This window comes from Chromobacterium rhizoryzae (assembly GCF_020544465.1).
GTDB lineage: Bacteria > Pseudomonadota > Gammaproteobacteria > Burkholderiales > Chromobacteriaceae > Chromobacterium.
The window spans coordinates 3,403,415-3,428,526 of record NZ_CP066126.1; the positions used below are offsets into that span (position 1 = coordinate 3,403,415).

Genomic DNA, 25,112 nt, shown 5'->3' on the forward strand with positions numbered 1-25,112 from the left:
ACCGGCGCCACGCCAACGACGGGATCTCGGTCCGCCCCCGCCACGGAGCGCGGGCGGACCGAGCCCGCTTATTTCTGCCGCGTCACCCAGCTGCGCAGCGACACGCCGCCGGGAATGCCGCGGCACTGCGGCGCCTCGGCGGCGTGCATCAGTTCGAAGCGGCCGCCGGTCCAGGCCCAGGCGCTGCTGACGTTGCAATCGCCTATGCCCCGCCCCTTGGCGTAGCTGCTGAGCACGCCCTGATTGAATTCGGCGTTCATCAAATAGGCGGCGTCGCCGTCGGCCAGCTTGGCCAGCGCCGGCCGATACGGCGGCTTATCGTTGGCTATCCACACGCTGAAGCCGCCCTGATAAGCGCCGCGGCCGCATTCGCGCAGCACCAGCACCTTGTCGGAGCTCAAGCGGTGGACGTCTATCGTCGGGTTCTCCGCATCCGGCATATCCTCCCAGCAGCCGCGCTCGCGCACCGCTTTGAGAATGGGCGCCGCCAGCGCGGCGTCGCCGGGCCGGGCCGCCGCCGCCACCGGTTTCAGCAAAGGCGTCGGCAAGGCCGGCGGCACCGAGGCTTCCGGCTTCGCGCCCTTTTTTACCAGCGCGCCGGGCGTGCCCAGGCGGCCCTGGACCTCGTCCATCTTCAGCAAGGCGGCCTTGAGGCCGGCCAGCGACAGCGTCCATTGCAGCTTGCCGTCGCCTAGGCTGATCGCGTCCGCGTTGAGCATGCGCGGCAGCAGCTGCGCCATCTGCCCGGCGCTCAAGCTCTGCTCCGTTTTCAAGCCGCTCAGTTTGAAATCGCCCAGCCGCAGCGTCAGCGGCCCCGCCTTGCCGTCGTCGGCGTCCGCCGCGATCAACTCCCCGGTCAGCGGCGCATTGGGGCCGCCGTCGCGCTTGAGCAAGAGGCTGACCGGATTGTCGCCGTCCGCGGCCTGGGTGCCGTTGGCTTCGCAATGGCGGGTGTTGTCGCAGGCCACCGCCCAGTCCTTGTACGACTCCGTCTTGGCCCATGCCGCGGCGGGCAGATTCAGCGCCGCCAAGGCGGCCATGATGTGTATTCGCATGATTACCCTTCGTTGTATTCCATGCCGGCCGCGCAGCGGCGAGGCCAGACCGCCAAAGCGCAGCAGGCATGACGCAAACGCTCAGTCCCGCTGGCACACCCGGAGCCGATGCCCGTCCGGATCCAGCATCAGGAAAGTGCGGCCGAAGACCTCGGTGCTCGGCGGCTGCGCGATGCGCAGATCGGGATCGTTCCGCCAGACCTGATAGAGCTGGTCCACCGCCTCGCCGGATGCCAGCATGATACCGGCTTCGACGAATCTCGGGACGTCGGCATGCGGCGCGTCCCCGCCGCTCCACAGGGCGAACAGCGCCTCGCCGCCGGCGCTGAAGGCGACGTAACGCGGGCTGACGAACACCGGATCGGCGGCGAACAAACGGCGGTACAGCGCGGCGGAGCGCTGGATATCCGTCGCATACAGCAATTGCAGATTGGGTTGGGGGGTCAAGGTCATGACTTGCTCCTTTTCACTGGAATGCGGCTTGCGCCGTGGAAAAGAACCAGTCTGCCTGCCCCCTGCTGACAGCGTGTCGTCAGCAGAGCGCGGCTTTTCTGCGCCCATGCGCCGACGCCAACAGCGCCAGCAGCATCAGCGCCGCCGCCAGCCCAAAAGCGGCGCGCGCGCCGGCGGCCACTTGCTGCGGCGCAGCGGCGGCGATGTCCGCGGCTCCGCTGGCCGCGGCGAACACCGCGCCCATCAAGGACGCGCCGGTGATCAAACCCAGATTGCGCGACAGACTGAGCAGGCCGGACACCAGGCCGCGCTGCCGCGCCGCGGCGCCGGTCAGCGCCTGAGTGTTGTTGGCGGCCTGGAACAAGGCGTAGGCGGCGGTGATCAGGGTCAGCGGCAACAGATAGCCGGCCAGGCCCAGGCTGGCCGGCAGCAAGGCCAGCGCCAGCGCGCCCGCGCCTATGCCCGCCAGGCCGGAACGCGCCGCGATGTCCGAGCCATAGCGGTCCACCATCCGCCCGGCCGGCACGCCGCTCAAGGCCGCCACCAGCGGCCCCAGCGACATCGCCAGGCCGACGCCGGCGGCGTCCAGGCCCAGCCCCCGCGCCAGATAGAACGGCCCCACCACCAGGGTGGCCATCATCACCGTGGACACCAGGGCGTTGCCGAGCAGACCGGCGGCCAGCGCCGGGTCTCTTAGCAGAGCCAGGTTCAGCAAGGGCGAGGCGGCCTTGGACTCGGCCCGCAAGAAGGCGCGGCCGCCGACGACGGCCGTCAGCAACAAGACGGCGTTGAGCGCGCCGAAGCCCCCCTGGGCGTGATCGGGCTTCAGGGTCAAGCCCAGCGCGTAGGCGGCCAGGGTCAGCGCCAGCCAGCCGCTGCCGGCGAGGTCGAAACCGACGCGCTCGGCGGCGGGGCCGCTTGGCGCCGGCACGCTGCGCCAGATCAGGCCGAAAGCCAGCGCGCCCAGCGGCAACATCGGCCAGAACATCGCGCGCCAGCCAAAGCCCGCGATCAGCGCGCCGCCCAGCGACGGGCCCAGCGCGGTGCCGACGGCGGACATGGCGCCCAACAATCCCATCGCCCGCCCCACTTCGCCCTGCGGGGCGATGTCCGCGACAAAAGCCATGCCCAGAGCCAGCATCAAGGCCGCGCCTACGCCCTGCAAGGCGCGTCCGGCGATCAGCGCCCAGAAGGCGTCGGCCGCGCCGCAGCCGGCCGAGGCCGCGACGAACAAGGCGATGCCGGCCAGCAAGGCGCGCCGGCGGCCGAACTGATCGCCCAGCCGGCCGGCGTTGACGCTGGCCAGCGTGATCAGCAACAGATAGGCCAGCACCACCCATTGCGCTTGCTGGAAGCTGATCCGAAAGGCCGCGGCCAAGGCCGGCAGGCCGACGTTGGCCACGCTGGCGCCCAGCGAGGCCAGCAGGATAGACAGCGCCAGGCCGGCCAGCGCGGCGGAGGAAGAAGACGAAGAGGATGGAGAAACAGACATGAGGGCGGCTCCCGCCCGCATCCGGCCCCGAACGCCGGGGCCGTCGACACGGACCCGATACAGGCTACGCCGCCGCCACAGCAGGCGGAAGACGCATGGTTTACACTAAATAGTTGCGTTTGGCGCCAGGTATCGCTGTACTAAGAGTGGCTAACAAAAATCAGTTTCACGACTGAGGCAAGGCGCGCCGACGCAGGCAGTACTTGAGTACGGCAAGTCGGCGCAACGCAGCATCAGGGGTTTGTTAGCCGCTCTAATGAGTCTGTGTACCATCTGCTGCGTTGCGGCGGGATTGTAGACAAGGGCGTTGAAAACGGCTTCGAAATGCTCATCTACCACGTGTACATTCCGCTTTCTCAGCCGTTTTCGTCTTGCCCTTGCTCGCGAGACATTGAATAGGCTCTTTAAGGCGAAGCCATGCCCATACCCGATCTCAATCTGCTGATCACCCTGGACGCGCTGCTGAACGAAGGCAGCGTGGCCCGCGCCGCGCGCCGCCTGCAGCTCAGCCCCTCGGCGATGAGCCGCGCGCTGGCGCGCTTGCGCGAGGTCACCGGCGACCCGCTGCTGGTGCGCGCCGGCCGCGGCCTGACGCCGACGCCGCGCGCGCTGGAACTGCGCGAACGGGTGCACGCGCTGGTGCTGGACGCGGAAAGCGCGCTGCGCCCGGCCGGAACGCTGCGGCTGGACCGCTTGCAACGCAGCTTCACCCTGCGCTGCAGCGACGGTTTCGTCGAAAACTTCGGCCCGCGGCTGCTGGCGCGGCTGCAAGGCGAGGCGCCGGGCGTGCGTCTGCATTTCCTGCCCAAGCGCGACAAGGACAACGCGCCGCTGCGCGACGGCGCGGTGGATCTGGACACCGGCGTGGTGGGCCACGAAGCCGGGCCGGAGTTGCGGGTGCGCATGTTGTTCCGCGACCGCTTCGTCGGCGTGGTGCGCGCCGGCCATCCGCTGGCGGCCGACGCCGTCGACATCGCCCGCTACGCCGCCGGCCGCCATGTGTTGGTGGCCCGCCGCGGCGGGCTGGTCGGGCCGGTGGACGAGGCCCTGAACGCGCAGGGGCTGCGCCGCGACGTCGCGGTCACCGTGGGCGGCTTCGCCGCCGCGCTGGCGCTGGCGCGCGCCAGCGATTTGATCGCCACCGTGCCGGAGCGCCACACCGGCCATCTGCGCGCCGGCCTGCACAGCTTCGCGCTGCCGCTGGCGGTGGCGGAGATCACCATTTCCATGATCTGGCATCCGCGCCTGGACGCGGACCCGGCGCAGCAATGGCTGCGCGCCTGCGTCAAGGCGGTGTGCGATGAACAATTGGCGGCGGAAGCCGCCGTTTGAAGCGCGCCGCTCTAAAAACCTGTTTACCTGCGTATCGCCGACGCGCAGCAGATCGTAAACAGGTTCTAAAGCGCTTCAGTAAGCTGGCGACTCCATGACTCGCTTCAACGCTGACTCGCTTACCAATCCATTAGGCAGCCAATCAACTTCTGATCACTCATATTCAGTGAGGTAAAGTATGCATAGTTTTTATAAGACACTGATGGTCACATCTTTTTGCTTAATTCCGGCAACTTGCTTTTCTTCTGAGAAAGGGGCTCAAATGAAATCAGATTCATTCGGCTATTATGATTTAAATATTGGCGATTATTCAGTGCCTGAACAACATCACGACCTGCCTAAAGAAGGGAATGGCCATATTGAAGTCAACTTGGATCGTATTTTTTCGATTACCTTTCCTGACAATCCCTCAACAGGAGCCTCTTGGGGCTTAAGGACACTTCCTGCGGAATTGATGTTTCTGAGTTCCAGCCATAAACCATCTGACAAATGCGGCGTCGTCAACAATGAGGGCGTGCCGCCAGTTGGATGTGGCGGGTTTACAAGCTATATATTTAAAGCGTTAGAAAAAGGAACCGGGACAGTAAGATTTGAGTATGGTCAACAGTGGAGCAAGGGCGCTAAAAAAGTCATAACGGTAAAAGTTACTGTTAAATAACGAAATAGTTCCGAGCGATCATATCGGCACTATTCTCTCAGAACCTGTTTACGATCTCGGGAGCTAAGGCGAGACAAGGCGAAAACGAGCGAAAAAGCGGAATGTACGCGTGGTATATAAGCATTTTGAGCTTGTACTCACCTGCAACGCTTCACAAAACGCGGCAGGCATTGAACCGGCTCTAAACGTAAATCTCGCCCCTCAGATACAGCCGCGCCTGCCCCAGCAAAGCCACTTCCGCGCCTTCCAGCCGGCATTCCAGGCTGCCGCGGCGCGCGCCGCCCTGGCGCGCCTGCAAGCGGGTCTTGCCCAGCACGCCGGCCCAGTACGGCGCCAGCCAGCAGTGGGCCGAGCCGGTGACCGGGTCTTCGTCGACGCCGACGCCGGGGCCGAACCAGCGGCTGACGAAATCGCAGTCCGCGCCGCGCGCGGTCACCGCCACCCCGCGCTTGGGCAAGCCGCGCAGCCGCTGGAAGTCCGGCCGCAGCGCCGCCAGCCGCGCCGCGTCGTCCAGCACCACGATGTAATCGTCGGCGGCCAGCACCTGGCCGGCGTCCAGGCCCAGCGCCGCCAGCAGGCCGGGCGGCTCGGCGCAGGGGCGCGGCGTCACCGCGGGGAAGCGCAGCTCGATGCGCTCGCCGTCGCGCCGCGCCGTCAATTCGCCGCTGCGGGTCTGGAAGACGATGCGTTCGCCGCGCCAGCCCAACTCATGGAACAAGACCCAGGCGCTGGCCAGCGTGGCGTGACCGCACAAATCCACCTCGGTGGTGGGCGTGAACCAGCGCAGCGCCATTCGTTCGCCCTCCGCCACCAGGAAGGCGGTCTCGGACAGATTGTTTTCCATGGCGATGGCTTGCAGCGCGGCGTCCGGCAGCCAGGCCGGCAAGGGACACACCGCCGCCGGATTGCCGTGGAACACCGCGTCGCAGAACGCGTCCACCTGGTAGATGGGAATCTTCATGCCTTGTCCTCCCGCGCATCGCCGCGGATTTCGTCCAGATAGTTGTAGACGGTGTAGCGGCTGACGCCCAGCGCCTCCGCCGCGCGCTCCACCCCGCCTTTGACGATGAACAGGCCCTGCTCCAGCATCTGCGCCACCGCCTGTTTCTTGTCCGCCTTTTTCATCCGCGCCAGCGGCTTGCCGCCGCGCTCCAGCGCCTGGGCGATGATGTCCTGCATCGCCTCGTCCATGGCCGGCGGCTCCGGCGCGGCCGGAGGCGGCGGCGGCGCGCGGCCCGCCAGCGCCTGCAGGCAGGCCAGCGCCGCTTCCAGCTGGCTGCGGTCGCTGTTCAGGCACAGCGCGGCGAAGGGTTCGCCGGCGGCGGTCTTGAAGACGGCGCTGGCGGACAGCAGCCGCCGGCCGTCGCGGCTCAGGGTGTGGTAGCCGGACACCAGCGCCGGTTCCGCGCCGCCCTGACGCATCGCCTGTTCGATGGCGGCGAAGCCGCGGTCGCCGGCCGGGCCGCCCAGGATGGCGTCCCCTAGACGGCGGCCGGACACATGGCCGTTCTCGATGGCGACGACGGAGCGCTCCGGCCGGCTCAGATCATGCAGCACCACCTCGGTGTGCGCGTCCACCATGGCCCCCACCAATTTGACCGCGGCGCTCAAGGCGCGCAGCACCGCCTGTTTTTCCGCCTGGGCCGGATCGGCCGCCGGTTTCGGGTCTTCCATGCGGCCGCCCGTCAACGGTAAAGACTGAATTTGCGCGTCAGCGCGCCCAACGCCGCCTCGTCGCCGCACAAGGCCACGCCCCAGTATTCCAGCGCGGCGGCCGGGGTGGCCGCGGTGCGGCGCAGTTGTTCGGCGCTGCCGCCCTCGCCCATGGTGTCGGTGAAGTCGACGCAGACCACGCCGGCCTCGGCGGCGGCCTGGCGCAGCCGCTCCAGCTTGGCGGAGTTGTCCGCGCGCAGCACGATGAAGGGATCGGCCGAAATCGCCGGGTGCACGCCGCCGTCGGCGTCCACATAGTCCACGTGGTTTGCCGCCGCGTCCGCGCGCCGCAGCCGGCAGGCCAGGGCCAGCGCCAGATGGCCCAGCACATTCATCGCCCGGCCCGGCTCCAGCCGCTTGTGGATCACCGCCACGTATTTGCGTTCCGCCTCACTCATCGCCGCCGTCCTCCGCCTCATGCTCCGCGCGCAACAAGGCGTAATTGGCCAGCGACAGATAGCGGCCGTCCTTCCATTCGCACTCGCGGCTGACGCCCTCCAGGGTAAAGCCGACGCTCCGCAACAGTTTGCCGGAGCCCAGATTGTCCACTTCCACTTGCGCGTAGACGCGGTTGAGCGGGAAGCGGCGATAGGCCAGCCTCAGGAAACCGCGCAGGGCTTCCCGCATATAGCCGCGGCCCCAGTGTTCCGGCAGCAGCCAATAGCCCAGTTCGGCGCAATGGTGCTGTTCCGACCAGGAGCTGATGCCCACCGCGCCCAGGAAGCGCTCATCCTCCCGCGTTTCCAGCGCCAGCCACAGGCCGCTGCCGTCGGCGCGGATGTCGTCGAACCAGCGCATCTGCGCGCGGCAGTCCTCCTCGCTGGCGTAATGGATGCCGTAATGCTTGATCACTTCCGGGTGCGACAGCCCGTAAAACACATTGGGCAAATCCTCGGCGCGAAATTCGCGCAGCGTCAGCCGTTCCAATTGCAACATCGTTTCCCCTTCACGCCAGCGGCCCAAGCTCGAATCTTGCCGGGCTTGGGCCGCCACAATTCAACAATTTGTTGAAATCTACATTTTTGGTTGAATTATTGCAAGAGGGGCGCCACGCCGTAGACCGCGTCGCGCAGATCGGCGACGAAGCGCCCGGACATGCCTTCGTACAAGGTGTTGGTGAAGGCCACCACGCTCAGGCCGCGCGCGCGGTCCACAAACCAGGAGTGGCCGTAAGCGCCGCCCCAGCGCCAGGTGCCGGGCGATTCCGGCGAGGCGGCGGCGGCCGGATCGCGCAGCACCGAGAAGCCCAGGCCGAAACCGAAGCCGGGCATTTCCGGCAGTTCCTGCGCTCCGGTGTGATTGCGCGCCATCTCCTCCACCCACTCCGGCGGCAGCAAGGGCGCGCCGCCCTGCCGCAACGCCTCCAGCAGGCGCAGGAAATCGTCGGCGCTGCCCACCATGCCGGCGCCGCCGGACGGATAGGCGCCGGCGTCCAGCGCCCGCTGCGGCGCAAAGCGTATGCCCACCGTGCCTTCGAACGGCGCCACGATCGCCGGCTGCTCCATCCGCCACGGTTCGGCCTCGCCGTTGACGTAGACCGCGGCCAGGCGGCCCGGCTCCAGCGCGTGAAAATCGGTGTCGTCCATGCCCAGCGGCGCTGTGACCCAGCGGCGCACCGCCTGCGGCAGCGGCTGGTCCGCCACCCGCTCCACCAGCGCGCCCAGCACATCGGTGGCCAGCGAATAGCCCCAGGACTGGCCCGGCGTATACAGCAGCGGCACGCTGGCGATGCGGCGCAGATTCTCCGTCAGGGTGAGGCCGTCGGCATCCATGCCGTCGGACACTCCGGCGCGGGCGTAGGGACCGTCGCCGTCCTCCTCGAAAAAGCGATAGCCCAGGCCGGCGGTATGGCTGAGCAGCTGCCGCGGCGTGATCCGCGCCGGCGCGCCGTCCGCCAGCCGCGCCCGGAATTCCGGCAGCCAACGGGCGATGTCTTCGTCTAAGTCCAGCCGCCGCCGCGCCGCCAGCGCCATCGCCGCCGTGGAAACAATGGGCTTGCTGACGGAGGCGAGCCGAAACAGCGCGTCCTCCCGCATCGGCAAGCCGGCCTCCCGGTCCGCCCAGCCGGCCGCGCGGCGGTAAGCCGGCGCGCCGTCCTTGGCCACCAGCACCACCGCCCCCACCAGCCGCCGCTCGCTCAGCGCCTGTTCCAGCACCGCGTCCACCCGCGCGTCCAGGCCCGCTTCCAGACGGCTGGGCCGCACGCCGCATTCCACATTCGACATATCGCTTCCTTTGGCTTCAAAACAGCCACCACGATAAGCGACGGCCGCGCCGGGAAAAAGCGGGCGGCGCTCCGCGCTATCGTGAGAAATTGTCCGGAATGGGAGACCGGCGCTTCAGAGGCTGGCGCGTATGATGTCCGCCGCCCGCTCCACCTGCCCGCGCGTCACCAGGCTGCTGCTGATGAAGCGCACCAGATCCGGTTTCCAGGCCAGCGCCAGCACGCCCCGCTCCGCCAGTCTGGCCACCATGGCCTTGGCGTCCGCCGCTTCGATGAACACCATATTGGTCTCCACCGGGTACTTCAGCCGCGCCGCCGCGCTCAATTTGTCGCCCAGGATGCGGGCCTTTTCATTGTCTTCCTGCGTCACCTGCTGCCAGCGCCGCATCTTGTCCAGCGCGATGCCGGCCATCAGGCCGGATTGGTGCAGGCAGCCGCCGTACCATTTGCGGAAGACCTTGGCCGCCTCTATCTTGCGGGCCGGGCCGGCCAGGATGGAGCCGAAGGGCGCGCCCACGCCCTTGGAGAAGCAGAAATTCAGCATGTCCGCCGGCCCCAAGTAACGCGCCGGCGACAGGTCCAGATGGCTGCAAGCGTTGAGCACCCGCGCGCCGTCCAGGTACAGGCTCAGCCCCATTTCGTCGCACAGCGCGCGCATGCGCAGCATTTCCGCCGCCGGATAGACGATGCCGCCGTAGGTGTTGATGCTGCTTTCTATCGCCACCGCCTTGGGCTCCGCGTACAGGCTGGACCAGCGCGCCTTGGCGTGAATGGCCCGGCGCGCGTCGTCGGCGGTGAGGATGCCGTCCGCGCTGTGGTAGGGGTTCAGCACCAGGCCGCTATTGGCGCTGACGGCGGAGGATTCGAAGAAATTGATGTGGTAGCCCACCTCGGTGACGATCTCGTCGCCGGGCCCGGCCAGGCAGCGCAGCCCCACTTGATTGCTCATGGTGCCTGAGGGCATGAACAAGGCCGCTTCCTTGCCGAACAAGTCCGCGCAGTAGGCTTCCAGCTCGCGCACATAGCGGTCTTCGCCGTAGCAGTCGTCGCCGATCTTGGCGAAATCCAGCGTCTCCACGTCGCTCTTGCTGACCCGCGTCAGGGTGTCGCTTCTCAAATCGATGATGTCCGGCATGTCTGGCTCCGTTCGTGAACGTCGGCTGGAGGATGGCAAGCGGCGGCAAGGAAAGCGTCTGGCGAGCGCGCGCGTCGGCGCCCGTCGTCCAGTCCGCGCCATTGGCGTGCCAATGAAACGCGAAGCCGATGCTAGGGGCCGGACATCAATGATTCAACACTACTTTTGATAAGGTAGCCGCCGGTCGGCGCGCTAGTTATTCGTACGGAGTGCGATTTTACGCTGGAGAACTACCATGGTAGCCACGCCGCCAATCAGCGAGGCCATCATGAAAAACCTGAAATATCACGGCTTGTGGGCAGGCCTGTTGCTGCTGGACATCGCCGCGCTGTACGGGCTGTCGCTGCTGATGGCGCAGCCCTTTTCCCGCCCGCAGCACGCCAGTCATTTCGCGCTGGGCCTGCTGACCACCGCGCTGGCGGCCGCGCCGATGATCCGCTTCCTGGTCATAGGCTGGGGCGCCCGCTACGAGGAATTCCGCAACCGGCTCAACAACGGCGCGCTGATCTATTATCTGCGCCAGTTCTGGCAGCCGCGCACCGACAAACACCCGCAGCTGAACGCCTGGCCGCTGCCGGAAAACGAGGAGGTGGAGGCCGCCGCCGAGCAATTGTTCGAACAGATCTACCGCGAGCACTACGGCCGCGCCGCCTTTCTCACCCCGATGATGCTGATGCTGATCGCCACCCTGTGCATGAGCGTGCTTTATCTGCTCGCCGTCAACGGGCAGCTGGACCTGCCCTTCGGCACCCAGATCGTCTGCGCCGCCATCGCCGGCGCCTATCTGTTCGTGGTCAGCGATATGGTGCTGAGCGTGCGCAAGCGCAGCCTCAATGTGGCGGACGTGTACTGGTACGCGCTGCGCATGATGCTGGCCATTCCCATCGGCGCGGCCGTCAGCGCCGCCGGCGACTCCGAAACCGTCTCCGCCGCGCAGACCGTGGCCGCCTTCGCCGTCGGCGCCTTTCCGATGGACTCCCTGTTCAAGCTGCTGCGCCGGCTGGTGGCGCTGAACCTGAACGCCAAGGAACAGCCGCAGGAAAACGACCAACTGATCCAGCTGGAAGGCGTGACCGCCAATATTTCCGCCGCGCTGGCGGCCGAGGGCGTCAACTCGATAGAACAATTGGTGTGCATAGACCCGGTGCTGCTCTCCATCCGCACCGGCTTTCCGTTCAAGTTCGTGTTGCGGCTGGGCTCCCAGGCCATCGTCTGGCGGCACTTCGGCCAACACGCCGCCGCCCTGTCCGCCATGGGGCTGGCGGACGCGCCCGCCATCGTCACCCTCAACGAGATGCTGAAAAAAGAAGCGGGCTCGGCGCTGCGCCAGCAGGCGGACAATGTGGTCGCCGACATCGTCGCCCGCTTGCAGGCCAAAGACGGCGCCGCGCTCTCTGCCGACACCGTCAAATTCAACTTCCGCCAGGTGGGCAAGGAAAACTACACCCGCTTTCTGATGGCGGCGCAAAAACAGGGCGGCTACGCCCGGCCGCCCTTGCGGCCGGTGCACGGTTTCCCGCACGCGGCCTGAGAACCCCTTGACGGTCAAGCGCGTCTCAGGCCTGGGCCTCCAGCACGCATTTGGCGATCTGCGCGTCCTGCACCGCCAGTCCGGTCAGGTCCGCCAGCGTGATCTCGTCCTCGCTTTGCCGGCCCGCCAGCTCGCCGGCCAGCACCCGCCCCAGCTCCGCCAAGCGTTCGCGCTCCAGCAGGCCGGCGGCCAGCGCGTGCGACACCTCGCCGTAAGCCGCGCACTGCGCGACGGAGTCCACCACGATGCGGTCCGCGGTGGCCACCCATTCCGTCTCCAGTTCCTGCTTGCCGGCGGCGTCCGCGCCCACCGCGGTGACATGGCTGCCGGGCCGCAGCCAGCCGGCCCGCAGAATGGGCCGGGCGGACGGCGTGCAGGTGACGATCAGCCGGCAGGCGCGCGCCAGCGGCTCCGCGTCCAGCGTGGTCCGCACACGGTAGCCCTCGGCTTCGAACTCGGCGGCGAAAGCCGCCAGTTCGGTCTCGGAACGCCCCCACACCCACGTCTCCCGGCACGGCGTCACCGCCTGCAAGGCGCGCAATTGCAAGCGCGCCTGCAAGCCGGTGCCGACAATGCCTATCGCCTCCACCCGGCTGGGCGCCAAGACCCGCGCCGCCAGCCTGCCGGCCAGCGCGGTGCGCCAGGCGGTGAGCCAGCCCTCGTCCCGCAGCAGCGCCAACGGCGCGCCGGTGCGGGCGCAGAAGCACAGCACCAGGCCCTGATTGCTGGGCAGGCCGCGCTTGGGATTGTCGTAGAAACCGGACGACACCTTGACCGCGAACAGGCTCTCGCCCTCCACATAGCCGGATTTCACGCAGCAATCGCCGTTGGCCGCGGCAAAGGCGAAATGCTGCACCGGCGGCAGTTGCGCGCGGCCGGCGGAATAGGCGATGAAACCCTGGCGCAGCAGCGCTTCCGCCCGCTCCAGATCCAGCCGCGCCAGGATTTCATCCTTGTTGAAGGTTTTCATGACACCGCCTTCAAAAACTTATCCAGCACGATGTTGCGGCCGCACAGCACCACCGCCACCTTTTTGCCCTGGTAGCGCGGCGCCTGCCGCAACAGGCCGGCCAGCGCCACGCCCGCCGCGCCCTCCGTCATCCAGCGCTCGCTTTGGGCCAGCAAGCGCAGCGCCGCGCGGATCTCCGCCTCGCTGACCAGCGCGCAACGGCGGATCAAGGCCTGGCACAGCTCGAAAGTCACCGCGCCCGGCTCCACCCCGCCGGCGGTGCCGTCGGACAGGGTGTCGCCCTCGTCCACCTCGACGATGCGGCCGGCTTGCAGGCTGGCGTGCATGGTGGCCGCCGCCTCCGGCCAGCAGCCCACCAGTTCCGCGCCGGGCGCCAGGCGCCGCAAGGCCGCGCCGATGCCGGAAATCAGGCCGCCGCCGCCCACGGAGACAAAGACCGCGTCCAGCTCCGGGCACTGCTCGGCCAGTTCCATGCCCACCGTGCCCTGGCCGGCCACCACGTCCAGATCGTTGTACGGCGACACAAAGGGCAGACCCGCCCGCCGCGCCGCCTCGCCGGCGCTCAGTTCCGCCTCCAGCGCGCCGCCGTCCACCAGCTTGAGCTCCGCGCCCAGCGCGCGGATGGCGTCCAGCTTCACCGCGGCGGCGGACGCCGGCGCGTACACCGTCACCGGCACTTGCAACAGCCCGCCGGCCAAGGCCACCGCCTGGCCGTGGTTGCCGGTGGACGCGGCGATCACCCCTTCCCGCCGCGCCGCCGGGTCCAGCAGCCGCAGCTTGTTGCTGGCGCCGCGGAATTTGAAGGAGCCGGTGCGCTGCAGATGCTCGCACTTCAGATACACCTCGCAGCCGGTCAGGGCGGACAAGGCCGGGCTGTGCTCCAGCGGCGTGACCCGCGCCTGCGGGCGGATGGCTTGGTGGGCGGCGGCGATGGCGTCGAACAGGGAATCCAGTGTCATGCTTGCTCCTTCAGCTCTTTCAAATGCTTGAAAACCGTGGCGCGGCCCATGCCCAGCACATTGGCCACGTAGTTGGCGGCGTTCTTGCCGCGAAACGCGCCCTCGTGCAGCAGCGCCTCCACCAGCTCGCGCTTGTGCTCGCGGTTGAGAATGGACAGGCTCAGCTGGCGCTGTTGCAGCCAGCCGTGGATGAAACGGTTGATGCGCTCCTGCCAGTCGTCCTCGAACAACAAGGCCGGCTGCGCCACCAGCTTGCTGCCGGACAGAAACAGGTCCAGCGCCGCCCGCGCGCCCTCGAACACCGAGATGTCCAGGTTCACGCACATCATGCCGAGCACGGCTCCGGCGTCGTCGCGCAGCACCACGCTGATGGAGCGCAGCTTGCGGCCGTCCCAGTTCAGTTTTTCGTAAGGACCGATCACCGTCGCGTCCGGCGTGTTTTCCAGCTCGTCCAGGCCGGAATCGTCGCCCAGCTCGCGCTTGGAGAAATTGTTGGCGATATAGGCCACGGACTGGGTGGCCAGGTCGTGCAGCACCACTTCGGCATAGGGATAGAACAAGGTGGCGATGGCGTCGGCGATGGACTGGTAACGGGACAGCATGGCGGCACTCACAATTGGATCAATGAATCCATAGTAGACTTTGAAATCCAAAATGTAAACAAAAAAATCCAGATTGGACTAAAAAATACAAAACATGAGAAAAATAAAAGCCGGCTCAGCCGGCTTCGAGATCTGGCGCAGGCGGCCAAACCGCCCGCCCAAGCGCGATCAGCGCCCCAGTTGCAAACGCGGCGCGCCAAACGGCACCGGCTCGCCGTTGGGATAGGCGTGCGGCCACACCAAGGGCGGCGTGCTCCAGGCGAAATCCTGGCCCTCGAACTCGATGAAATAAGCCTGCCAGCCCGGCTGCGAAGCGTCCGGCTTGAACTCGAAGCGGCAGTTGCCGCGGCGGCACTGGCCTTCAATCGCCTTGGGCTGATAACGGATGCCGGAATTGAAGCGGAAATCCCGGCTCGCGGGGTTATGCGCCAGCCACAGCGTCGCCTTGCCCGCCTCGCGCTCCGCCACGCTGACGCGCAGCCGGCCGCTGGCCGGGTCCGCGTCCACCTGCGCCCGCGGCATCGGCTTGCCGGCCAGCCAGCGGCGCATGAACTGCCGCAAGGCCTTGCCGATCTGATCGCCCTTCACATAGTGCGACTGATTGGGCAGATAGCGCAGCTGGGTGGGGCCGGCGAAGTCCGGCAGATAGCTCCAGGCGGAGTCCGGCACAGCGAAGTCGTCGCCGGAAGCGGAAATCATATACTTGCTCAAACGCGCCATCCCGGCGCGGTAATTGACCACGTCCTCGAAGCGCAACAAGGCGTCCAGACCCGGCCCTCCCTGCAGCACATCCTCGGTGATGCCGTTGCGCTGATAATCGCGCAGCGCCGCCGGCCACTGCTGGCCGTAGCTGTTGTAGACATGGGTGAAGTTGACGCGCACGTTCCAGAAATCCGCCACCACCGGCACGATGGCGCTCACCCGCTTATCGTTCAGACCGGCCAGCCAAGCGGCCCAGCCGCGCTTGGACGCGCCGGCCACCACGAAACGCTCGCTGCCCGGCAGGCTGCGCTGCAAGGCGTCCATCGTCGCGCTCACCGCCTGCGTCATCGGCAGATGCAGGGAGCTGAAACGCTCCACCTGCGGCTGATCCACCGTTTTGCGCCAGGTATAGGCCACCAGCGCGTCCTCGCGGCCGGCCGGCTGCTCGTCCAATTGCAAATCCTGGTTCGGCACGAAATACAGCTCGGCCACCGGCACGCCCAGATCGCGCGCCAGCGCTTCCGCCGGCAAGCGGTCCGGCAGTTTGGGCGGCTGCGCGTGATTGCTGCCGCCGTTGACGTACAGCAGCACCGGCGCGCCCGGCTTGCGCGTCAAGGGCAGGACCAGCTTGTACTGCTGCTCCCACAGCGGCGCATTGCTCCCAATGCCGCTGCCGGCTCCCGGCCATTGCTGCGACACCATCCGGTACATGCGCACCTCCACCCCGTCCTCCACCACCGAGCTGAGCAGCTCGGCCGGCTGCTGACTGGCCTTGGCCTGTTGCAGATAGTCGGCGACCACGGTGGAGGCGGGCGGAACCGGCAAGGACTTGGCCGGCGCGACGGCGGGCCATGACAAGCACAACGCGGCGCAGGCGCGCAGCGCGAGGGAAAGAGAAATGTTCATCGGCGGAATGTATTAATTGTTAGAGAGTAGGTGCTAGATTTTGCAGGGATTAGGGTAAACACTCAAGCGCTACTCCACACGCCTCCGCCAAGCGTCCTTTACGGCCATGTTTCCATAACAGCCGCCGCTGCGGCAGAGCTTGGCCTGCCCCCATCATGACGACGCCCATCGATGACGAGAGTGAGGCCAAACCCCTCAAATGCATGGATAGTCCGCTCCTGCCGCCCTCCCCGCTGTGCTCTATAAAGAAGCCATATCCTTGAGCCTGGCCGCGCGGCCGGGCCTGGCCGGCGGCTTGCCGGCGCATTCATTCGACAGGCGGGGGAGCTCCATGCGGCGGCGCGCGTTTTTACTGGCATCTCTGGGCCTGCTGGCCTGGCCCCGGCTGGCGGCGGCCGCGACGAAGCCCGCGGTGACCCTGGTGCTCAAATCGCTGAGAAACCCCTTCTTCAGCGTGATGACGGCCGGCGCGCGCAGGCACCACGCGCAGCACAGCGGCGACTATCAGCTGACGATAGACGGGGTGCAGGGGGAGACCGATCTGGCCGGGCAGATCAAGATCGTTGAGGCCTGCATCGCCCGCCGCGAGCAGATCCTGCTGATCACGCCAGCGGACTCCCGCGCCATCATCCCGGCGCTGATCAAGGCGGTGCAAAGCGGCCTGTTGGTGATCAATCTGGACAACAAGCTGGATGACCGGGCGCTGGCCAGCCACGGCGTCAACATTCCCTTTGTCGGCCCCAGCAATTTCAGCGGCGCGCGCGCGGTGGGAGACTATGTGCTGCGGGCCTTGAAGCCGCGCAGCAAGGCGGCCATCATCGAGGGCCTGCCCGGCTCCATCAACGCCAAGGCGCGCAGCGACGGTTACCGGGAGGCGATAGCCAGCGCCAATATGACGCTGGCCGCCCTCGCCTGGGGCGATTGGGAGCGGGACGCCGGCCGGGCGGCGGCGCTGAAGCTGATGAAACAGACGCCGGACCTGGCCGCGCTCTTGTGCGGCAACGACAATATGGCGATTGGCGCGGCGCAGGCGGTGACGGAATTGAAGCGGGACGGCAAGGTCTTGATCGGCGGCTACGACAATATCCCGGAGATGGCCGCGCTGCTGGCGTCCAAGCGCATTTACGCCACCGCGGACCAGCACCCGGCCTTGCAGGCGGAGTACGCCATCCGCCTGGGGCTGGAATCCTTCAACAAGCGGCTGACGCAAAGCGAGATGCAGAGCATTGTGCGCACGCCGGTGGATCTGGTGAAGTCTTGAGCCCGCCGCCCGCGTTCAGACGGCTGGCGGCGGCGCTGGCCGGCGCCGCCTGCCTGGCCCAGGCCCAGCCGCTGCTGACCGTGGTGGCGGACGCGCATCCGCCCTATCTGACGCCGGCCCGAGACGGCCTCGGCGGCCCCTACGCCGACGCTTTCCGCTACCTGACGGCCAAGGCCGGGCTGGAGGTGGCGCTGAAAGGCGTGCCGGCCAAGCGCGCGTATTTCCTGGCCGCCGCGGAGAAGAACACCTGCGCGCTGGATGTGAACTTCGACCAGGGCAAGGCGGAAACCGTCAGCTATGTGGCCGCCATCTCGCCGGTGGTCTTGCAGGCCTACGTGGCCCGCGGCAACGCGGCGCCGTTCAAGAATCTGCGCGATATGCAGGGCATGACCCTGGGCACGGTGGACATCGCGGAAGCGCGCGATCTGCTCAGTTCCGCCCAGCTGAGCTACATCCCCATCGCCAAACCGGCGCTGGGTTTCAAAATGCTGGCGGCCAAGCGGCTGGAGGTCTTCGTCAGCGACACCCCGCCCGCGCCGGAGGACGGCCCGCCGCCGCGCAAGGCGCTGGCGCTGACGCCGGCCGAGCGCTGGCTGATCTGCCATCCGGACACGCCGCCGGCGATTCTGGCCAAGCTCAGGCAGGCTTTGCGCGCCGGCTTGTTCGCCAAGGAAACGGCCTTCATCTGGGACAAATACCGGCTGCACGGCTTGTTCCTGGAAACCCAGGCCGCCTGGGAGCGGAGCCGCCAGTAGGACGCCCTTCCCCGCAAACCGGGCCGAGGCGGGGCCTTGCGGCTGAGACGGCGGCTTGGCGCATGGCCGGCCTCAGCCGCCGCCCCGGAATATCGCCCAAGCACTCCTCTCCCTAACCGCCCCGCGCGGAAGTCGTTCTCAAGGCCGCGCCGCCAACGCTGGACGCCTCCTCGGCCAGGCTTCGGCGCACGGCGCTCGCCCGCCACCTGTCCCAAAGCGCAGGCATCATTAATGCCTTTTGCATTAATCTTCAACGATAAATCGCGTCATGCCCTGTTGGCGCAATAACTTACAGCCGCCCGCTTTTAAAAAACCCCATCGGGCCTGCGCGCCCGACGTTTTCAGGATTCCCTCATGCCCAATCGCCTCCTCCCAATCTGTTCCGGCGCCGCGCTGACGGCGCTGACCCTATGCCTGTTGTCCGCTGCGCCGGTTCAGGCGGCGGATTGCCGCGTCACCCCGGATGTGAACGCCAGCGTCAAATCCATGGCGGACAACACCGCGATGGAAGGCCATGTCAGCATCCATATCCGCGGCCAACCCACCCAGGCGGGCAAATCGCAGTTCGACAGCTGGGACCAGTTCAAGGCCGCCTTCACCACCTGGCAGGGTTATCCCGGGCCCAAAGGCCCCAAACCGGCCATATGCGGCACCCGGGCGGCGGAGTCCGATTGCGTGCCGGAGGGCACTCTCTATCCCAAGGGCTGGCCCGGCGCGCGACCCAGCACCTGCAAGACAGTGAACGCGGCCGGAGTCTGCACCCTGTCCACCCCGTTTCCCGCCGGGGAGCCCATTTACCTATCTTTCCGCTATGCCAAGAACAGCAAGGGCAAGTGGATCCTGAATACCGCCTATCCCAGCCTGAACTCGAATTGCTCCTAAGAACCTGTTCACGATCTACTGCGCTGCGGCGATACCGCGTTGAACAGGCTCTAAGCCGCGGGCCTGGCCGCGCTTGGTAAAACTGCCAAGCGCGGCCGCGCTGCACCGCTCTCGCTTCCGGCTATGCTGGGCGCTCGACAAACTCGCGCGAGATGAGCGATGAAAAGCAAGATGGCGGCAGCCGCCGCGATTACGGCGCTGCTGAGCGGCGGCGCAGCCGCGGCCAATTGGCAGTTGGCGTGGCAGGACGAATTCAACGGCGCGGCGCTGGACGGCGCCAAATGGCGGCTGGAATCCGGCCCCGGCCCGTGGGGCCTGCATGAGCTGCAGTACTACACCGCCGGGGACAATGTGGCCGTGCGCGACGGCGCGCTGCATATCGCCGCGCGGCGGCAGGCTTACGGCGGCCGCGACTATACCTCGGCGCGCCTGCGCAGCCAGGCCGCCTGGCGCTACGGCCGGATCGAGGCGCGCATCAAGCTGCCTTACGGCCAGGGCATGTTTCCGGCGTTCTGGATGCTGAACCAGCGCTGGGATCAGCCCGCGCATTACGGCGAGATCGACATCCTGGAAATGGTGGGCAGCGAGGCCGGCGCGGAAAACGCCACCGTCTGGGGCAGCGCGCACCGGCCCAAGCCCGGCGCGCCGGCCGGGACGGTGCAAACGGCGTCGGCCTCCTATGTCACGCCGGATCTGGGCTGGTTCAACGACCGTTTCCACGATTTCGCCGTGGAGTGGTCGCCGGCGGCGATCCGCTACTTCGTCGACGGCCAACTCTATCAGACCGTGACGATGAAAACCGACGGCGGCGACGGCTGGAGCGCCTTGCAAGAACCGGCCTTCATCGTGCTGAATCTGGCGGTGGGCGGGGATTGGGCCGGCGCGCCGGACGCGTCCACGCGCTGGCCGCAGGAGATGGTGGTGGACTATGTGCGGGTGTACCGGGACGCCGCCGAACCCGCCGCGCGCCGTCGGGCGCCGGCGTCGGCCGCCTCGCCGCTGCGTTGAGCCGTCATCCCGCTGTCACGGGCGGCGGATATATTGGCCGGAGGGTTCAGGAACAAGTCCTCCCCTCCTTTGTATCTATCGATGTCCTCTTGCCGCCCCCAGGGGCGGCTTTTTGTCGCGCCCGGCGATAGGCCCACATCAAAAAACCCGCCGGATTCAGCGGGTTTTCCATGGAGGCAAAGCGGCGCGCTCAGCTCATATCGCTGCGGCGGTACAGGCTGAGGCCGATGGCCAGCACCGCCAGCATGCCGGCGCAGCTGCGATTGATCCAGCCCATCACGCGGGCGGAGAAGGTGCGCATCGCGTGGCGGCCGCCGTAGGCGTAGATGAACATCATCACGCAGTCCACGCTGGCGGTGACCACGGCCAGAATCATGTATTGCGGCACCGCCGGCTGGTCCTGGCGGATGAACTGCGGCAGGAAGGCGGTGAAGAACAACAGGCCCTTGGGATTGGACAGGCCCACCACCAGGGAACGCAAAAACGTGCCGCGGCCGCTGGCCTCGCCGCTCTGGGCGCTGGCGGCCAGCGCCTGGGTGGGCGCGCGCCACATCATCCAGGCCAGGTAGACCAGATAGGCGGCGCCGCCCCATTTGACGATGGAAAACAGTTGTTCCGACGCTTGCAGCAAGGCGCCCAGGCCGCAGCCCACGGCGGCGATCAGCAGCAGATCGGACAGCACCGCGCCGGCAAAGCCGTAGCTGGCGATGCGCATGCCGTGGCTGGCGCCGTTGTTGAGCGCCAGCAGCATGGACGGACCGGGGGTGATCATCACGGCGCTGACGGCGACGATGTACAGCAATAAGGTGGCGAAACTCATTCAAAACTCCAGGACGGCTATCATCTATGACTTGGCGCGGCCACCCGGAAACAGTCGACGACGACGGCGCGCGAAACGCGGCGTCTTGGCATGAAGCAGGGAACTGGGTAATGCGGACAGGGGCGGCAAACAACGCAGAGCCGGCATCATAATATAAAAGCCGGCGCGGCTGTAGTGGCATATTGGCTTATGCTTATGCGCTTAAAGAAGAAGCGCTCCCTCTTTACTTGCCCGCCACGCGCCTCCGGACGCCCGGGAACGCGCGTATCCGGCACGCCCCCGGCCCCTTCAGTCTCGTCGCCGGAGGCGCGCCTCGCTCAGCCCTCGCGCCGCTTTTCGTACAACAGGTCCCCGCCCTCGGCCGGGCCGGCCTGCCGCCAGCCCTGACGCTGGTAAAAGCCGTTGGCGCGGATGGCCGCGTCGCCGTCGGTCGTCAGCCGGATCACCGGATGGCGTTTAAACAGCGCGGCCTCGGCCTGGCTCAGCAGTTGCCGGCCCAGGCCCAGGCCCTCGAACGCCGGCTTGATGAACAAGGCGAACACTTCGCCGGCGTCCAGGTCCGCCATGGCGAAGCCGGCCGGCTGGCCGTCCTGCTCCGCGATCCAGGCGCAGGGCGCGGCGGCGATGGTTTCGGCGATGGTCTCGGGCGTGATGCCCAGGTCGGCCAGTTGCTCGATGGAAAGATGGTTTTGCCGGACGCTGGTGCGGATGTCGAACAGCGCGGCGATGTCGGCGCGGACGGCCGGACGGATGGTGGAACTCATATGCTTCCTTGCGGGCCGCCGCCTCCCCGGATCGGCAGGCGGCTCTAAATTAAAGAACATAACCGGGCCGGGTGGGACCGCCCGCCGGCGGCATAGTTCACCCACCGCGGCCCCGCGTCGGGAACCAGCGTCCGGCCAGCCGCTCCATATTGCTATTCCGTCCGCAAGCGCGGGCGGCCCTCTGCCAAGGAGCCGTATCGATGCGATTGATTGCGCTGCTGTTGTTTGCCCTGCTGGCCTACTGGCTGATCCGCCGGGCGCTGAGCCCGGCGCGGCCGGATGCCCCGCCGTCCGGCGCCGTCTCCGAGACCGAGCGCGCCTGCCAGGTGCTGCAAGTCGCCTGGCCCTGCTCCGCGGAAGAACTGAAAGCCGCTTACCGGGCGCGGATGGCGGAATACCATCCGGACAAGGTCAGCGCTCTGGGCCTGGAGCTGCGCGAACTGGCGGAACGCAAGAGCAAGGACATCAACGCCGCCTATCAGCGGCTGCTGCCGCTGTGCGCCGACCGGCGCTAAGAACCTGTTTACGATCTCGCGAGCTAAAGCGAGACAAGGCGAAAACGGCTGAGAAAGCGGAATGTACAAATGGTACATGAGCATTTCGAAGGTGTGCTCACCGTGTAAGGCTCCACGACGCGCAGCAGATCGTAAACAGGTTCTAAGCGCGCCCCGCCAACGCCGGCCCCGGCCCGTCGGTTGACCCCGCAACAAAATCTTCATCAAACCCTCTCCTGGCCGAAACATGCGCCCACTATGCTGTGCCGGTTTTTTTCATGCCCGGAACATAACATCATGCGCATCCTCAGCCTGACCCTGGCCGTGACGGCCGCCATCGGCCTGGCCGCCTGCGGCAGCAGCGGCGGCACCGCCAGCGGCTCCGCCAACAACAACCAGGGCCTCCGTCCCGCCGCCAAGAACGTGATCTTCTTCCTGGGCGACGGCATGGGCATCAACACCACCACCGCCGCCCGCATTTACTCCGTGGGCGAAGACGGCGAGCTGACCATGGACACGCTGCCGGAGAGCGGCTTTGTCAAAACCTTCTCCAACGACGCCCAAGTCACCGACAGCGCGCCGTCCATGTCCGCCTACATGACCGGCGTGAAGATGAACAACGAAGTCATCTCCATGTCCACCGACACCCAGGCCAAATCCCCCACCACGGACTTCACCTCCAACTGCGGCAGCGGCAACGGCCAGCCGGTCAGCACCCTGCTGGAGCTGGCCAAGGCCGGCGGCAAGGCCACCGGCGTGGTCACCACCACCCGCGTCACCCACGCCACCCCGGCCGCCACTTACTCCCACGTTTGCCACCGCGACGCCGAATCCGACATCGCCGCCCAATTGGTGCCGGGCGGCGCGCTCTTCAACGCCAAACTGCAAGACGGCGTGGACGTGGTGTTTGGCGGCGGCCGCCAGTTCTTCCTGCCCAAGGCCGCCGGCGGCAAGCGCGCCGACGGCCGCGATCTGGTGGCGGAGCTCAAAGCCAAGGGCTACGGCTACGCCGCGGACAAAACCGGCTTCAACGCGCTGGACCCGGCCAAGACCACCCGCGCCGTGGGCCTGTTCACCAGCAGCCACATGAGCTACGACCTGGACCGCGACGCCTCCAAGGAACCCAGCCTGGCCGAGATGACAGCCAAGGCCATCTCCATGCTGGCGGACCGCAAGGACAAGCAAGGCTTCTTCCTGATGGTGGAAGGCGGCCGCATCGACCACGCGCTGCATGAAACCACCGCCAAGAAAGCGCTGCAGGACACCGTGGCCTTCGATCAGGCGATCAAGACCGCCATCGACACGATGAAACAGCGCGATCCGGACCTGAAAAACACCCTGATCGTGGTGACCGCGGACCATGACCACACCCTGGTGCTCAACGGCTACGCCCAGCGCACCGGCAAGACCACGGCCGGCAACCCCGGCGTGCTGGGCCTGGTGAAGAACTACAGCAACGGCAGCCTGGCCACCGACGCCGACGGCATGCCCTATTCCATCATCGGTTTCGGCAACGGCGAAAACCGCGTCAACGGCAACCGCAACGCCGCCGCCGCGCTGACCGACGCCGTGGTGTCCGCCAACGACTACCACCAGGAAGCGGCGGTGCGCATGCCGGCCGGCGGCGAAACCCACGGCGGCACCGATGTCTACATCGGCGCCATCGGCCAGGGTTCGGACGCCTTCCACGGCTTCCTGGAAAACATCGACGTGTTTGGCCTGGTGAAGAAAGCGGCCGCGCTCTGAGAACCTGTTTACGATCTCGCAAGCAAGGGCGAGACAAGGCGAAAATGGCTGAAAAAGCGGAGTGTACACACGGTACACGAGCATTTTGAAGACATTTTCAACGCCGTATCGCTGACGCGCAGCAGACCGTAAACAGGTTCTGAGCCGCCGCCCCCAAACGCTACATAAACCCATACAAGAGAACCGCAATGAAACCGATGATGAAACCGCTGCTCAGCGTCGCCGCGCTGGCCGCCGCCCTGCACGCGCTGCCGGCCCAGGCCGCGGGCGAAGCCAAGAACGTGATCTTCTTCCTGGGCGACGGCATGGGCCCCACCACCGTCACCGCCTCGCGCATCTACAAATACGGCGAAGCCGGCAAGCTGAACATGGAACAGCTGGCCCGCACCGCCCGCGTCAAGACCTTCTCCAACGACGCGCAAACCACCGACAGCGCGCCGTCCATGTCCGCCTATATGACCGGCGTGAAGATGAACAACGAAGTCATCTCCATGTCCGCCGACACCCGCGCCATCGACCCCAATAGCAACGGCACCGGCAATTGCGGCAGCAGCAACGGCCAGCCGGCGACCACCCTGCTGGAACTGGCCAAGGCCAAGGGCAAGGCCATCGGCGCGGTGACCACCACCCGCGTCACCCACGCCACCCCGGCCGCCACTTACTCCCACGTCTGCCACCGCGACGCCGAATCCGACATCGCCGCCCAGGCGGCGCCGGGCGGCGCCGGCTACAACGCCAAGCTGGGCGCCGGCCTGGACGTGCTGATGGGCGGCGGCGGCAAATTCTTCCTGCCCACCGCCTCCGGCGGCAAGCGCCCGGACGGCCGCAATCTGCTGACCGAAATGCAGGCCAAGGGCTACACCCTGGTGAGCAGCGGCAGCGAGCTGGCCGCCTTCAACCCGCAGTCCGGCAACAAACTGCTGGGCATCTTCAACAAGGACCACATGGACTATGAGCTGGACCGGGTGAAGAACAGCCTGAACCAGCCCAGCCTGGCCGACATGACCGCCAAGGCCATCGACACCCTGGCCCGCAACGGCAACGGCTATGTGCTGATGGTGGAAGGCGGCCGCATCGACCACGCGCTGCACGGCACCAACGCCAAGCGCGCGCTGGAAGACACCATCGCCTTCGACAACGCCATCAAGACCGCGCTGGCCAAGGTGGACCTGAACAACACCCTGATCGTGGTCACCGCGGACCATGACCACACCATGACCATCAACGGCTACGCCAAGCGCGGCAACCCCATCCACGACATCGTGCGCGGCTACGCCGACGGCAAGGAATCCAAGGACGCGGACGGCGCCACTTACACCGCGCTGGTGTTCGGCAACGGCCCCAACCGCAAGGCCAGCCGCGTGTCGGTGGACTCCGCCACCGCGATGGGCGACGACTACCAGCAGGAAACCGGCATCCGCCTGTCCAGCGAAACCCACGGCGGCGGCGACGTGATGCTGATGTCCGGCGGCGCCGGCTCCAAGGGCTTCAAGGGCGTGATGGACAACACCAAGGTGTTCGGCCTGGTGAAAAGCGCGCTGGGCCTGTAAGAACCTGTTTACGATCTGCTGCGCGTCGTGAAGCGTTGCATGGTGAGTACCAGCTCAAAATGCTCATGTACCACGTGTACATTCCGCTTTTTCACTCGTT

General features: G+C 66.8%; 25 protein-coding genes. 10 read left to right on the forward strand and 15 right to left on the reverse strand.

Annotated features, from left to right (window positions below):
* Nucleotides 1-68: 68 nt before the first annotated feature.
* The 3 genes from JC616_RS15240 to JC616_RS15250 form a co-directional block, all read right to left on the reverse strand.
* Nucleotides 69-1,055 (reverse strand): DUF1176 domain-containing protein, encoded by a 987-nt coding sequence (locus JC616_RS15240; RefSeq protein ID WP_227104039.1) that lies wholly within the window; start codon nucleotides 1,053-1,055, stop codon nucleotides 69-71.
* Between the two features lie 81 nt (nucleotides 1,056-1,136).
* Nucleotides 1,137-1,508, reverse strand: coding sequence for a VOC family protein (locus tag JC616_RS15245; protein ID WP_227104041.1), 372 nt, complete (start codon nucleotides 1,506-1,508; stop codon nucleotides 1,137-1,139).
* 79 nt (nucleotides 1,509-1,587) lie between these two features.
* Nucleotides 1,588-3,000 carry an MFS transporter gene (locus JC616_RS15250; RefSeq protein WP_227104043.1) on the reverse strand — a complete coding sequence of 471 codons (1,413 nt, stop codon included), beginning with the start codon at nucleotides 2,998-3,000 and terminating at the stop codon, nucleotides 1,588-1,590.
* A 417-nt stretch (nucleotides 3,001-3,417) separates the two neighbouring features.
* Between JC616_RS15250 and JC616_RS15255 the strand changes: the two genes are divergently transcribed.
* A complete protein-coding gene (locus JC616_RS15255) occupies nucleotides 3,418-4,332 on the forward strand; it encodes a LysR family transcriptional regulator (RefSeq protein ID WP_107799759.1) in 915 nt (304 codons plus the stop codon).
* Nucleotides 4,333-4,534: 202 nt separating this feature from the next.
* The gene (locus JC616_RS15260) at nucleotides 4,535-4,990 is read left to right on the forward strand and encodes a protease inhibitor I42 family protein (RefSeq protein WP_227104045.1); all 456 of its coding nucleotides are present in this window, start codon (nucleotides 4,535-4,537) and stop codon (nucleotides 4,988-4,990) included.
* Between the two features lie 181 nt (nucleotides 4,991-5,171).
* Here JC616_RS15260 and JC616_RS15265 read toward each other — a convergent pair whose 3' ends face one another.
* From JC616_RS15265 to JC616_RS15290, 6 genes are all read right to left on the reverse strand, one after another.
* Nucleotides 5,172-5,951, reverse strand: coding sequence for a PhzF family phenazine biosynthesis protein (locus JC616_RS15265; protein ID WP_227104047.1), 780 nt, complete (start codon nucleotides 5,949-5,951; stop codon nucleotides 5,172-5,174).
* Nucleotides 5,948-6,664 carry a helix-turn-helix transcriptional regulator gene (locus tag JC616_RS15270; RefSeq protein WP_227104049.1) on the reverse strand — a complete coding sequence of 239 codons (717 nt, stop codon included), beginning with the start codon at nucleotides 6,662-6,664 and terminating at the stop codon, nucleotides 5,948-5,950. Before JC616_RS15270 ends, JC616_RS15265 begins: the two co-directional genes overlap by 4 nt.
* 11 nt (nucleotides 6,665-6,675) lie before the next feature.
* Nucleotides 6,676-7,101 carry a DUF2000 domain-containing protein gene (locus JC616_RS15275; protein WP_107799763.1) on the reverse strand — a complete coding sequence of 142 codons (426 nt, stop codon included), beginning with the start codon at nucleotides 7,099-7,101 and terminating at the stop codon, nucleotides 6,676-6,678.
* Entirely contained in the window at nucleotides 7,094-7,639 is a 546-nt protein-coding gene (locus tag JC616_RS15280) for a GNAT family N-acetyltransferase (RefSeq protein ID WP_227104051.1), read from the reverse strand. The genes JC616_RS15275 and JC616_RS15280 overlap by 8 nt, the downstream gene beginning before the upstream one ends.
* Before the next feature lie 95 nt (nucleotides 7,640-7,734).
* Nucleotides 7,735-8,928 carry a serine hydrolase domain-containing protein gene (locus JC616_RS15285; protein ID WP_227104053.1) on the reverse strand — a complete coding sequence of 398 codons (1,194 nt, stop codon included), beginning with the start codon at nucleotides 8,926-8,928 and terminating at the stop codon, nucleotides 7,735-7,737.
* A 114-nt stretch (nucleotides 8,929-9,042) separates the two neighbouring features.
* On the reverse strand, nucleotides 9,043-10,062 hold the full coding sequence (locus JC616_RS15290; protein WP_227104055.1) for a threonine aldolase family protein: 1,020 nt from the start codon (nucleotides 10,060-10,062) through the stop codon (nucleotides 9,043-9,045).
* Nucleotides 10,063-10,330: 268 nt separating this feature from the next.
* On the opposite strand from JC616_RS15290, the gene JC616_RS15295 reads away from it, so the two are divergent.
* A complete protein-coding gene (locus JC616_RS15295; protein ID WP_227104057.1) occupies nucleotides 10,331-11,593 on the forward strand; it encodes a hypothetical protein in 1,263 nt (420 codons plus the stop codon).
* Nucleotides 11,594-11,618: 25 nt separating this feature from the next.
* Here the strand turns inward: JC616_RS15295 and JC616_RS15300 are convergent, their stop codons facing one another.
* The 4 genes from JC616_RS15300 to JC616_RS15315 all read right to left on the reverse strand — a co-directional run bounded on the left by JC616_RS15300 (nucleotide 11,619) and on the right by JC616_RS15315 (nucleotide 15,732).
* Nucleotides 11,619-12,563 (reverse strand): ornithine cyclodeaminase family protein, encoded by a 945-nt coding sequence (locus JC616_RS15300; RefSeq protein ID WP_227104059.1) that lies wholly within the window; start codon nucleotides 12,561-12,563, stop codon nucleotides 11,619-11,621.
* Nucleotides 12,560-13,522, reverse strand: a complete 963-nt coding sequence (locus JC616_RS15305; RefSeq protein ID WP_227104061.1) for a threonine/serine dehydratase — start codon at nucleotides 13,520-13,522, stop codon at nucleotides 12,560-12,562. The genes JC616_RS15300 and JC616_RS15305 overlap by 4 nt, the downstream gene beginning before the upstream one ends.
* Nucleotides 13,519-14,124: a helix-turn-helix transcriptional regulator gene (locus JC616_RS15310; protein WP_227104063.1), complete on the reverse strand. Its 606-nt coding sequence runs from the start codon at nucleotides 14,122-14,124 to the stop codon at nucleotides 13,519-13,521. Before JC616_RS15310 ends, JC616_RS15305 begins: the two co-directional genes overlap by 4 nt.
* 168 nt (nucleotides 14,125-14,292) lie before the next feature.
* A complete protein-coding gene (locus JC616_RS15315) occupies nucleotides 14,293-15,732 on the reverse strand; it encodes a PhoPQ-activated protein PqaA family protein (protein WP_227104065.1) in 1,440 nt (479 codons plus the stop codon).
* A 259-nt stretch (nucleotides 15,733-15,991) separates the two neighbouring features.
* On the opposite strand from JC616_RS15315, the gene JC616_RS15320 reads away from it, so the two are divergent.
* From JC616_RS15320 to JC616_RS15335, 4 genes are all read left to right on the forward strand, one after another.
* Nucleotides 15,992-16,993, forward strand: coding sequence for a substrate-binding domain-containing protein (locus JC616_RS15320; RefSeq protein ID WP_227104067.1), 1,002 nt, complete (start codon nucleotides 15,992-15,994; stop codon nucleotides 16,991-16,993).
* Nucleotides 16,990-17,748, forward strand: coding sequence for a hypothetical protein (locus JC616_RS15325; protein ID WP_227104069.1), 759 nt, complete (start codon nucleotides 16,990-16,992; stop codon nucleotides 17,746-17,748). Before JC616_RS15320 ends, JC616_RS15325 begins: the two co-directional genes overlap by 4 nt.
* 354 nt (nucleotides 17,749-18,102) lie before the next feature.
* The gene (locus JC616_RS15330; protein ID WP_227104071.1) at nucleotides 18,103-18,630 is read left to right on the forward strand and encodes a hypothetical protein; all 528 of its coding nucleotides are present in this window, start codon (nucleotides 18,103-18,105) and stop codon (nucleotides 18,628-18,630) included.
* A gap of 159 nt (nucleotides 18,631-18,789) precedes the next feature.
* The gene (locus JC616_RS15335; RefSeq protein WP_107799777.1) at nucleotides 18,790-19,638 is read left to right on the forward strand and encodes a glycoside hydrolase family 16 protein; all 849 of its coding nucleotides are present in this window, start codon (nucleotides 18,790-18,792) and stop codon (nucleotides 19,636-19,638) included.
* 190 nt (nucleotides 19,639-19,828) lie between these two features.
* Here JC616_RS15335 and JC616_RS15340 read toward each other — a convergent pair whose 3' ends face one another.
* Both JC616_RS15340 and JC616_RS15345 read right to left on the reverse strand, forming a co-directional pair.
* Entirely contained in the window at nucleotides 19,829-20,458 is a 630-nt protein-coding gene (locus JC616_RS15340; protein ID WP_107799778.1) for a LysE family translocator, read from the reverse strand.
* A gap of 317 nt (nucleotides 20,459-20,775) precedes the next feature.
* A complete protein-coding gene (locus tag JC616_RS15345; RefSeq protein ID WP_227104073.1) occupies nucleotides 20,776-21,222 on the reverse strand; it encodes a GNAT family N-acetyltransferase in 447 nt (148 codons plus the stop codon).
* Between the two features lie 200 nt (nucleotides 21,223-21,422).
* Here JC616_RS15345 and JC616_RS15350 point away from each other — a divergent pair, with 200 nt between their 5' ends.
* The 3 genes from JC616_RS15350 (at nucleotide 21,423) to JC616_RS15360 (ending at nucleotide 25,012) form a co-directional block, all read left to right on the forward strand.
* Nucleotides 21,423-21,737 (forward strand): DnaJ domain-containing protein, encoded by a 315-nt coding sequence (locus JC616_RS15350; protein WP_227104075.1) that lies wholly within the window; start codon nucleotides 21,423-21,425, stop codon nucleotides 21,735-21,737.
* Nucleotides 21,738-22,013: 276 nt separating this feature from the next.
* Nucleotides 22,014-23,462 (forward strand): alkaline phosphatase, encoded by a 1,449-nt coding sequence (locus tag JC616_RS15355; protein WP_227104077.1) that lies wholly within the window; start codon nucleotides 22,014-22,016, stop codon nucleotides 23,460-23,462.
* A 188-nt stretch (nucleotides 23,463-23,650) separates the two neighbouring features.
* Complete coding sequence (locus tag JC616_RS15360; protein ID WP_227104079.1) at nucleotides 23,651-25,012, forward strand: alkaline phosphatase; 1,362 nt, start codon at nucleotides 23,651-23,653, stop codon at nucleotides 25,010-25,012.
* Nucleotides 25,013-25,112 lie beyond the last annotated feature (100 nt).

Coding starts and splice junctions, on each gene's coding strand:
- JC616_RS15360 (WP_227104079.1), top strand. CDS start 23,651: ATGAAACCGATGATGAAACCGCTGCTCAGCGTCGCCGCGCTGGCCGCC.
- JC616_RS15335 (WP_107799777.1), top strand. CDS start 18,790: ATGAAAAGCAAGATGGCGGCAGCCGCCGCGATTACGGCGCTGCTGAGC.
- JC616_RS15280 (WP_227104051.1), bottom strand. CDS start 7,639: ATGTTGCAATTGGAACGGCTGACGCTGCGCGAATTTCGCGCCGAGGAT.
- JC616_RS15315 (WP_227104065.1), bottom strand. CDS start 15,732: ATGAACATTTCTCTTTCCCTCGCGCTGCGCGCCTGCGCCGCGTTGTGC.
- JC616_RS15270 (WP_227104049.1), bottom strand. CDS start 6,664: ATGGAAGACCCGAAACCGGCGGCCGATCCGGCCCAGGCGGAAAAACAG.
- JC616_RS15285 (WP_227104053.1), bottom strand. CDS start 8,928: ATGTCGAATGTGGAATGCGGCGTGCGGCCCAGCCGTCTGGAAGCGGGC.
- JC616_RS15265 (WP_227104047.1), bottom strand. CDS start 5,951: ATGAAGATTCCCATCTACCAGGTGGACGCGTTCTGCGACGCGGTGTTC.
- JC616_RS15260 (WP_227104045.1), top strand. CDS start 4,535: ATGGTCACATCTTTTTGCTTAATTCCGGCAACTTGCTTTTCTTCTGAG.
- JC616_RS15250 (WP_227104043.1), bottom strand. CDS start 3,000: ATGTCTGTTTCTCCATCCTCTTCGTCTTCTTCCTCCGCCGCGCTGGCC.
- JC616_RS15355 (WP_227104077.1), top strand. CDS start 22,014: ATGCGCATCCTCAGCCTGACCCTGGCCGTGACGGCCGCCATCGGCCTG.
- JC616_RS15305 (WP_227104061.1), bottom strand. CDS start 13,522: ATGACACTGGATTCCCTGTTCGACGCCATCGCCGCCGCCCACCAAGCC.
- JC616_RS15300 (WP_227104059.1), bottom strand. CDS start 12,563: ATGAAAACCTTCAACAAGGATGAAATCCTGGCGCGGCTGGATCTGGAG.
- JC616_RS15295 (WP_227104057.1), top strand. CDS start 10,331: ATGAAAAACCTGAAATATCACGGCTTGTGGGCAGGCCTGTTGCTGCTG.
- JC616_RS15245 (WP_227104041.1), bottom strand. CDS start 1,508: ATGACCTTGACCCCCCAACCCAATCTGCAATTGCTGTATGCGACGGAT.
- JC616_RS15330 (WP_227104071.1), top strand. CDS start 18,103: ATGCCCAATCGCCTCCTCCCAATCTGTTCCGGCGCCGCGCTGACGGCG.
- JC616_RS15240 (WP_227104039.1), bottom strand. CDS start 1,055: ATGCGAATACACATCATGGCCGCCTTGGCGGCGCTGAATCTGCCCGCC.
- JC616_RS15345 (WP_227104073.1), bottom strand. CDS start 21,222: ATGAGTTCCACCATCCGTCCGGCCGTCCGCGCCGACATCGCCGCGCTG.
- JC616_RS15310 (WP_227104063.1), bottom strand. CDS start 14,124: ATGCTGTCCCGTTACCAGTCCATCGCCGACGCCATCGCCACCTTGTTC.
- JC616_RS15255 (WP_107799759.1), top strand. CDS start 3,418: ATGCCCATACCCGATCTCAATCTGCTGATCACCCTGGACGCGCTGCTG.
- JC616_RS15340 (WP_107799778.1), bottom strand. CDS start 20,458: ATGAGTTTCGCCACCTTATTGCTGTACATCGTCGCCGTCAGCGCCGTG.
- JC616_RS15290 (WP_227104055.1), bottom strand. CDS start 10,062: ATGCCGGACATCATCGATTTGAGAAGCGACACCCTGACGCGGGTCAGC.
- JC616_RS15275 (WP_107799763.1), bottom strand. CDS start 7,101: ATGAGTGAGGCGGAACGCAAATACGTGGCGGTGATCCACAAGCGGCTG.
- JC616_RS15350 (WP_227104075.1), top strand. CDS start 21,423: ATGCGATTGATTGCGCTGCTGTTGTTTGCCCTGCTGGCCTACTGGCTG.